The following is an 8,813-nucleotide window of genomic DNA, read 5'->3' on the forward strand; positions in this document are numbered from 1 at the left end:
CAGCCAGGCCATCCGGTTGGCCGCGTCGGGGAGCCTGAGTACGCCGAGGCTGAGGCTGTCCCGCTCCAGCGCCCCTCGCAGCACCAGCGCGCCCTCTCCGGACGTGTCCCGGCCGGAGCCGTCCTCCGGTGCGTGCGTGCCGAGCTGCTCGGCGACATCCGCCGTCACCCTGGCGTTGGCAGTGGCCGTGGTGGCCAGCACGGGTACGCCTGCCGGCAGCTCGGCGAGCATGGTGCGCAGCCGGCGGTAGTCGGGCCGGAAATCATGGCCCCAGTCGGAGATGCAGTGGGCTTCGTCCACGACGAGCAGCCCGGTGGCGGCGGTGAGCTTCGGCAGCACCTGATCCCGGAAGTCCGGATTGTTGAGCCGCTCAGGGCTCACGAGCAGGACGTCCACCACGCCTGCGGCGACCTCCCCCTCGATCGCCTCCCACTCCTCCATATTCGCGGAGTTGATCGTGCGGGCACGGATCCCGGCCCGCTCGGCTGCCGCTACCTGGTTGCGCATCAGAGCCAGCAGCGGCGAGACGATGACGGTCGGTCCACCGCCGCCGGCCCGCAGCAGTGCGGTCGCCACGAAGTACACCGCCGACTTGCCCCAGCCCGTGCGCTGGACCACCAGAGTCCGCCGCCGCTCGACCACCAGTGCCTCGATCGCCCGGAACTGGTCCGCACGCAGCCGGGCGGCCCCCGCCGGAACACCCGGGTCGCCGACAAGACGGGAGAGGACGGCGTCGGCCGCGGAGCGAAGCTCTGTGTCGTTCATGCCCCCATGCAACCGGATGCCTCGGCATCCGACGAATGCGTCCTGTGGATAAGCGGCTTTCGATGTGAAAAGTATCAGGGATGATGAACGGCGCTTGCTGTGGATAAGTCCTGATACGGCCCGTCGGTTTCCGTCACTGTCGGGGCATGACACAGCGTGACAGTGCACACTTCGGAAACGACCGGGTCCCGGACCACGCGCCTCCCGAGGCCAGGAGCGAAATCGCCCTGCGGGGCCCTGCGGAGCTGGCCGACGCCCTTCCCTATCTGCTGGGCTTTCACCCCGACGACTCCATCGTGGTCGTGGCCCTGCACGGGGAGCGCGGACGCTTCGGCGGCCGGATCCGGATCGGCATCCCGTCGGCTCCCGAGGAATGGGGAGCTGTCTCCACCCAGATCGCCGCCTGTCTGGAGGGCAATGTGAAGGCGGGCGACCGGCCGGACGGGGCCATCGTCTACCTCTGCCAGGACCCGGCCACGGCGGAAACCGGACCTGACGTGATGGAGCGGCTGCGCCCACTCGCCCAGTCGCTGCGGACCGCCTGCGGAGAGCGGGACATGCCGGTCTACGAGGCGCTCTGCCTTTCCGCCGGCCGCTACTGGTCCTACTGCTGCCCGGACTCCGCCTGCTGTCCCGCCGCGGGGCAGCCCCTGGCGGTCCCCGGCACCTCGGCGATGGCGGCGGCCGCCGCGTATGCGGGTCTTCAGGTCCGCGGCTCGCTGCGGGAGCTGGAACGGAGGCTTGGGGTGATCGGCCATCCCGCCTCCGTGGCGCAGGAACGGGCGCTCGATTCCGCGAGCGCCGCACTCGTCCCCCGCATGCTCGCCCCGGACGGTTGCGCGGCGGTGAGGGCGGAGACGCTCGAACTGACCGAGAGGCTGATGACGAGGTTCCGGGAAGCCGTGCCGGACGCCGGCGCCCCCTCCGTCGCCGACGCGCACGACGACGGACTCCTCCGTGATGAGGACGCCGCAGCGATGATCCTCGGACTCCAGGACCGCAGCACGCGGGACGGGGCGGCCGAATGGATGGAAGGGCTGGAGGTGGGCCCCGCGCTGCGGCTGTGGCGCGCCCTGGCCCGGCGTTGCGTCGCTCCTTACTCCGAGCATGCCGCCGCCCCACTGGCTCTCGCCGGCTGGGTCGCCTGGTCCGGCGGTGACGAGCCCTCGGCACGCGTCGCGCTGGACCGTGCCCTGCGCAGCGATCCCGGCTACGTCTTCGCCCAGCTCCTTCACCGCGCGTGCAACGACGGAATGGACCCGGAACCGCTGCGCCGCTGCATGCGGAAGGAGTGGACCGCCCGCCTGCGGGGCGTGCGCCGCGGCCGTACCGGCACTGCGCCCCGGCCCACCCCGTGACCGGCGCGCGCGTCGTCGCGTTCACCTCAGTGCAGTCGCCGCTCATTCCGCCCATCCGGTATCGGTCCGTTCACAGAACAGAGGAAGCGGAGGAACTCTCATGCCGCTGACGTCCCGGCCGGCGTCGTCCCGGCCGGACACACCCGGTCCGCCGGAGTCACCGCCAGAGCTTCGCGTGGTTCCCGAAGTGAGCGCCGGCCAGCGGCATGCCCGCCCGTCGGCCGGCCGGCACTCGACGGGTCGCGCACCCGCCGGGTACCAGCCGGCCCACTCCGCCCTGATCTGTGTCGCCGCACCCCACCTCACGGTCTCCGCCGAGAACGGTCAGCTGACGGGCACGGGCATGGAGGGGGTCTACTCCGCCGGCCGGCGCGTCATCGCCCGCTGCCAGTTGCTGCTCGCGGGCCGTGAGCCGATCCCGCTGCAGGGACGCATGACCGGCGCGGGACAGGCCAGATTTATCGCCGCGGCGCCGACCGTGGCCGGCAGCGGACCCGACCCGGAGGTCACCGTCGAAAGGCTGCGGTCGGCCGACGGCACCGAGCGCATCACCGTGCGCAACGCCGGTGGCCGGACGGTGCGGTTGCCGGTCGAGCTCCGGCTCGGCACCGATCTCGCCGAAATCGGCGCCGTCGCCGTGGGCAGGGCAGGGGCCGAACTTGCCGCCTCCGTACACGGTTCCGGGCTGTCATGGAGATCCGGCGATCTCCGCGCGACCGTCGCCGCCGATCCGTCACCCGACGCCAGCTGGGCACGGCCGGGGCTGCTGCGCTGGGACTGGGAACTGCCGCCCGGGGCCGTCCGCGCGGTGGTGCTCCGTACGGAGCTGACCCGGGCCACCGTAGAGGCGGTTCACGCACGCCCGGGCGGCGCCAGCGGTACGCCCCGGGCTCAGGTCCCGGCATCCCGGACAGCGAGGCCGCCACGGGCCTGGCACGACGCCCGGGCGGACGGCGACGACAGCAGGGTCGGGGTGCTCTTCCGGGTCGCTCTCGATGACGCGAACGCGCTGCTGATGCGCGATCCCGCCGCACCGTCGGACCTGCACCTCGCCGCCGGCGCTCCCTGGCGCTGCGCTCTCGCCCCCGCGGAATCCCTTCGCGCGGCACGGATACTGCTGCCGCTGGGAACCCGGCTGGCCGCCGGCACCCTGCGCACCCTCGCGCGCAGCCAGCTCACCGAGCCGGGCGGGGACGCCGGACGTCTCCCCGGGACGCTGCGGCACGCCGGACCGTACGCACCGCCCAGCTGCACCGGCACGGAGGCCACGCTGCTCTTCCCTGCGGTGCTGGCCGAAGCGCGCCGCTGGGGTCTGCCCGAGCACGACCTCGAGCAGCTGGTCCCAGCCGCCCAGCGCTGTCTGGAGTGGCTGCTCAGCGCGGCCGGTGGCGACGTGTACGTTCCCGACCCCGCGCCCGGCGGTCCGTACCGCTGCGAGGTGCAGGCGAGCGCGCACCGGGCGGCGTTGCTCGGGGCGGACCTGCTCGACGCCTGCGGCGGGGACGGGGGAGGGGAGCTGCGGGACTGGGCGGCGGAGCTGCGGCGACGCTTCCAGGAGGAGTTCTGGCACGAGGACGAGCAAGACGGCAGGCCGTTCGCACTCCGCACCAGAACCGGCGCCGGGCTGCCCCATCTGGGGTGTGGGGCGGTCGAGTTGCTGGACACGGGCCTGACCGGCGGTGGAACTCTGGCCGCAGGGTTGCTCAGTCAAGCGCAGACCGAGCGCCTGGCCACGATGCTGGCCGGCCCTGCCCTCGATTCCGGCTGGGGACTGCGCAGCCTCGACAGCCGGGAACCCCGGCACAATCCGTTCGGACACCGCAGCGGAGCCGTACGGGTTCAGGAATCCGTGACCGCGGTGGCGGGACTCGCCGCGGCGGGCCATGAGCAGGAGGCGGAAGGGCTGTTGCGCGGGGTGCTCGACGCGGCGCAGCACTTCGGGCTGCGGCTGCCCGAGATGTACGCCGCCGCACAGCGCGGCGAAGGCGGCACCCCGATCCCGCATCCTGCGGCGTGCCGACCGGCCGCGGTGGCCGCGGCCGGTGCTGTCCACCTGCTCACCACCCTCGCTGGAGTACGCCCGGACGCCCCGGCCGGCACGGTCTGCCTGCGTCCCCTGGGCACAGCCCCGTTGGGCGCGGTGGAGTTCAGCGGTCTGCGAGTGGCAGGGGAGCCGTTCTCCGTCCGGGTCAGCAGACTCGGCACGGCGCTGGTGGAGGAGGCGGCCGACGGCATTCAACTCATCGGCTGACGCGGACGGGAGAGGTGGCGGCGACCCGACGGCGGAGCGGAAGGCCCCGGCGAACAGCCTTTTTATCGTCAGTGAGACGACTATGATCACGCCATGCCCTACGATCCGTCGGCCTTCCCGCCGTTCGCCGTCACCGTCGACCTGGTGGTGCTCACAGTGCGCAGGCACGCGCTCTGCGCGCTGGCCGTACGCCGTGGTGAATCGCCCTACCAGGGGATGTGGGCACTTCCCGGCGGCTTCGTCCGTGCGGACGAAGACCTCGCCTCGGCAGCGGAGCGCGAACTCACGGAGGAGACCGGGCTGCTGGTCCACGATCAGGGGAGCCGGCCCGCAGGGGCGCACCTGGAACAGCTGGCCACCTACGGCGATCCCGAGCGCGATCCCCGGATGCGCGTGGTCAGCGTCGCCCACCTCGCGCTCGCACCCGACTTGCCCGCGCCCACCCCCGGCGGGGACGCGCGCGGTGCCCGCTGGGCCCCGGTCGACGTGCTCCTCGGTGACGGCGCGGGGCGCGACGGTGACCACACGGCCCCACTCGCCTTCGATCACGACCGCATCCTCGCCGACGGTGTGGAACGAGCCCGCTCCAAGATCGAGTATTCCTCGCTCGCGACCGCCTTCTGCCCGCCGGAGTTCACCGTCGGGGAGCTGCGCAGGGTCTACGAGGCGGTGTGGGGGGTGGCGCTCGATCCGCGCAACTTCCACCGGAAGGTGACCGGGACCCCCGGCTTCCTCGTCCCCACCGGCGGTACGACGACCCGTCAGGGCGGGCGCCCCGCACAGCTGTTCCAAGCGGGCGGAGCGACGCTGCTCAATCCGCCGATGCTGCGCCCCGAGATCTGACCGAACGGGGGCCGGCCGGTTTCGGAACGGACTCGGCCAAGCGGGGCGCGTTGCGCATAATGTCCGAGATGTCGCGTTATCTTGCCTGGATGCGTCCCCCACGAGTCCTGCGGGAGAAGCGATGATCCAGGCCATCGGGCTCACCAGTCTGCCTCGCCGCCACCCACAGCAGCTGACCGTCGACGACCTCACCTTCGAGGCCCGTCCCGGCCGAGTCACTGTGCTGCTCGGTCCCGAATGTGCGGGCAAGACGAGCGCGCTGCGGCTGATGCTTCAGCTCCAGCCCGGGCGCGGCATCGCCCTGTTCCGTGGCCGCCCCGTGCACCGGGTCGCCCACCTCGCCCGCGAGGTGGGCGTACTGCTCGGCGACGTGCCCGGCCATCCGGCCCGGACCGCCCGGGGCCACCTGCGCATGCTCGCCGCGGTCGCCGGGGTCCCGGCCGGCCGGGCCGACGACGTGCTCGACGTCGTCGGACTCAGTGGACTCGCCGACCAGCGGTTGGGGACCCTTTCCCGCGGCATGGACCGTCGGCTCGGGGTCGCCTGCGCACTTCTGGGGGATCCGCATACGCTCGTTCTGGACGAGCCCGTTCGGGGCCTGCCCCCGCGCGAGTCCGGCTGGCTGCATTCGCTGCTGCGCGGTTACGCGCAGCAGGGCGGCGCTGTGCTGGTCACCTCGCGCGATGCGGAGGAGGCGGCCAGGCTCGCCGACCGCGTGGTCAGCATCGACGCGGGCCGGCTCGTCGCCGACCAGGTCGCGGCGGACTTCATCCGCACCCGCCTCCGGCCGCGAGTCGCCGTCCGGACTCCGCACGCGGAACGGCTCACGTCCGTCCTCACCCAGGAGGCCCGCAAGGCAGGCCGCGCGGAACGCGGCAACGGACCCCTCAAGGTCGTCCTCGAGGGGGGCGGCCGGGTCTCCGTCTACGGCAGCAGCTGCGCGGAGGTCGGGGAGCACGCCTACCGGAACGGCATCCTGGTGCATCAGCTCACCGACGAGAGCGGTGATACGGGTGACGCCGGCTCCCCGGCGCCCCTCGACCGGGCCGACGGCCGCCGCGCTGTGCTCCCGTCAGCCACCGCCCCGTCCACGACGGACTGCTCCGGAGCCGGTGAATCCGTGCCCGCGACCGTGCCCGCGACCGCGACCGCGACCGTGCCCGTGCCCGCGCTCGTGTCCGCGTCCACAGCCGCCTCCGGCCCCCCATCCGTGACGTCGGACGACGACCCGACCATCCCGATCAGCGACTCACCTCTCGTGGACTCCTCCACCTCTCCGACCGCCTCCACCCGCCCTACCGCCTCCACCCGCCCCACCGCCTCCAGCAGGACACTGCCCGCGGCGGGGGCCGTTGCCCTCCAGACCCCCCAGTCCCGGACCCACTGGTCCCCGGTCCGCCCTCCCGCGCGCGCCGCCGCGCAGCTCCCGCCGCGGCTGTACGCCGTCCCGCGGCCGGGGCCCGTCGCACCGCTGCGCTACGAGTGGCACCGTCTGTTCGGTCTCCGGACCACCTGGAGCGCCGTGGCCACGGCCATCGCGGTGGCGCTGTGCATCTCCCTCGTGCTCGCCCGTACCGGCGTCGGCGTCCCCCCGGCCTCCCGGAGCACTCTGGCCCCCGCCCTGCGACTGCTCACAGGCTGGCCGTCCGGCGGCGTCTTCTTCCTGCCTCCCGCGGCCGTCGCCGTCGGCCTGCTGGGGGCGCTCGCCTTCGGCCAGGAGTTCCGCTACCCCGCGCTCGCCCCCGCCCGGTCACCCGTACCGCGCCGCCTCAGCCTCCTCGTCGCCAAGCTCACCATGTCGGCAGCGCTCGCCGTGGCTCTCACGCTCGCCGTCGCCGCCGTCAACGCGGCGATCCTGACGCTGTTCTTCGGTACCGACGTGCTCGCCATGCGCTCCGTTCCCGCCCGTTCCGTCTCCTCGGGGGGTGACACGGCCTGGCAGATCCAGGTCGCGGCGGTCCTCGCTCTCACGGTCGGCTGCGCGTGGGCGGGAGTTCTGGCTGCCGGGATCTTCCGCTCCACCGCCGTGGGTACGGCAGTGGTGCTGGCCGTGCCGCTGCTGATCGCCCCTGTGGCGCGGAAGTTGCTCAGCGGGCCGGCGGGCCGGTCCCTGGACGGACTGCCCGGGCGCCTGGAGTCGGCCCTCCTCGTGCCCTGGCCGCCCGGAGCCGACCGCTGGGTGTCGGTCGGATTCCGGCTGGCTTCCCAACCCTTCGGCCGCGCCTTGGCGTTGTCGCTGACCGCGTTGCTGTGCGCGTACCTCATCACGGCGGTACGCAGCAGAGCCCGGTAAGCGACCGCAGCGCGCGATCTGCCCGCCCGGCCCGCTCCACCGGAGAGTGAACCGTCAACACACCGCATAGCACGAGCAGATGACCGCCAACTGTCGGCTTCCTTCCGATAAGGCGTCAATTGTGCGGAAGTCAGCGATCACCCTTTCGTGTGCTTTTCACCAAAGCCCTCAAGGCCGCGCTGAGCACCGCCGACAAAGGATGCGTGACTACCCTTGCGCACTCCATGATGACCGCGGCCCGCTCTGCCGACTCCGGCCTCACCGGCCCGGGTGAGCTCGACCGCTACGCGTACGCCGAGTCCTCCGGCACGGCACGTACGACCACCAACGTCCCAGCCTGGCAAGGCTCCGAGGCCGACATCAACCGTGTCGGCCGTCGCGCCGTCGGCAATCGCGGACGCGGTCTGCACGGCCAACTCGTCCAGCAACTCGGCCAGATGATCGTCTCCGGCGACCTGGGCGCCGACCGCCCGCTTGTTCCGGAGGAGATCGGCCACCGCTTCGAGGTCTCCCGCACCGTCGTCCGCGAGTCCCTGCGCGTTCTGGAGGCCAAAGGCCTCGTCAGCGCCCGGCCCAACGTCGGCACCAGAGTGCGGCCGGTCAGCGACTGGAACCTGCTCGATCCCGACATCATCGAATGGCGCGCCTTCGGTCCGCGGCGCGACGACCAGCGCCGCGAACTGCGCGAACTGCGCAGCACCATCGAGCCGTTGGCGGCCCGCCTCGCCGCGGGTCAGGTGCGTGACGAGGTGCAGCAGCGCCTCGTCGACATGGTCGAGATCATGACCCACGCCCTTGCCCAGGGCGACAATCTCACCTTCTCCCGGGCGGACGCGGAATTCCACGGGCTGCTGCTCCAGGCGGCCGGGAACCGCATGCTCGAACACCTCGCGGGCATCGTTTCCTCGGCTCTGCAGGTGTCCGGCAGTACGGCCACCGGGTGCGACCGGGCCAGTGAGGCTTCGATCGGCCACCACCAGCGGATCGCCGAAGCGCTCGGTTCGGGCGACGCCGCCGCTGCCGAGGCCGCGATGCGCCAGCTGCTCTCCGGTCGCGCCGAGGCCGGTCAGCCGGCCGCCCAGCCCGGCGGCACCGGTGGCAGCGGCGGCCCGGGCGGCACCGATCACGTGGTTCCGGCACCGCGCGAGCACTGACGCGCGCACCGGGGAGTACGGGCTGCGCCACCGCAGCACGTTCGGTGCCGCGACGGACAAGCCGCGACCGCGGCACATACGGCAGCGCCGCCGGGTGTCCGGCGGCGCAGCCGTTTCCGGTAGGTCGCGGCGGCGGAGCGGGTCCACGG

Annotated in this window: 6 protein-coding genes; 5 read left to right on the forward strand and 1 reads right to left on the reverse strand. The window is 72.9% G+C overall.

Going from position 1 to position 8,813, the window contains the following annotated elements; genetic code table 11:
- The coding region (locus tag ACRDP3_RS20460; protein WP_431518427.1) for a DEAD/DEAH box helicase at positions 1 to 765 on the reverse strand (765 nt) is incomplete at its 3' end.
- 146 nt (positions 766 to 911) lie between these two features.
- Between ACRDP3_RS20460 and ACRDP3_RS20465 the strand changes: the two genes are divergently transcribed.
- The 5 genes from ACRDP3_RS20465 (at position 912) to ACRDP3_RS20485 (ending at position 8,664) form a co-directional block, all read left to right on the forward strand.
- The gene (locus ACRDP3_RS20465; protein ID WP_431518428.1) at positions 912 to 2,123 is read left to right on the forward strand and encodes a DUF4192 domain-containing protein; all 1,212 of its coding nucleotides are present in this window, start codon (positions 912 to 914) and stop codon (positions 2,121 to 2,123) included.
- Between the two features lie 100 nt (positions 2,124 to 2,223).
- Positions 2,224 to 4,374 carry a glycogen debranching N-terminal domain-containing protein gene (locus ACRDP3_RS20470; protein WP_431518429.1) on the forward strand — a complete coding sequence of 717 codons (2,151 nt, stop codon included), beginning with the start codon at positions 2,224 to 2,226 and terminating at the stop codon, positions 4,372 to 4,374.
- Between the two features lie 93 nt (positions 4,375 to 4,467).
- Positions 4,468 to 5,217 (forward strand): NUDIX hydrolase, encoded by a 750-nt coding sequence (locus tag ACRDP3_RS20475; RefSeq protein WP_431518430.1) that lies wholly within the window; start codon positions 4,468 to 4,470, stop codon positions 5,215 to 5,217.
- Between the two features lie 121 nt (positions 5,218 to 5,338).
- Positions 5,339 to 7,510 carry an ATP-binding cassette domain-containing protein gene (locus tag ACRDP3_RS20480; RefSeq protein ID WP_431518431.1) on the forward strand — a complete coding sequence of 724 codons (2,172 nt, stop codon included), beginning with the start codon at positions 5,339 to 5,341 and terminating at the stop codon, positions 7,508 to 7,510.
- Between the two features lie 149 nt (positions 7,511 to 7,659).
- Complete coding sequence (locus ACRDP3_RS20485) at positions 7,660 to 8,664, forward strand: FadR/GntR family transcriptional regulator (RefSeq protein WP_431518432.1); 1,005 nt, start codon at positions 7,660 to 7,662, stop codon at positions 8,662 to 8,664.
- Positions 8,665 to 8,813: the final 149 nt, after the last annotated feature.

The sequence above is a fragment of the Streptomyces sp. genome, assembly GCF_050698815.1.
In the GTDB taxonomy this organism is placed as follows: Bacteria; Actinomycetota; Actinomycetes; order Streptomycetales; family Streptomycetaceae; genus Streptomyces.

Coding starts and splice junctions, on each gene's coding strand:
- ACRDP3_RS20465 (WP_431518428.1), top strand. CDS start 912: ATGACACAGCGTGACAGTGCACACTTCGGAAACGACCGGGTCCCGGAC.
- ACRDP3_RS20470 (WP_431518429.1), top strand. CDS start 2,224: ATGCCGCTGACGTCCCGGCCGGCGTCGTCCCGGCCGGACACACCCGGT.
- ACRDP3_RS20475 (WP_431518430.1), top strand. CDS start 4,468: ATGCCCTACGATCCGTCGGCCTTCCCGCCGTTCGCCGTCACCGTCGAC.
- ACRDP3_RS20480 (WP_431518431.1), top strand. CDS start 5,339: ATGATCCAGGCCATCGGGCTCACCAGTCTGCCTCGCCGCCACCCACAG.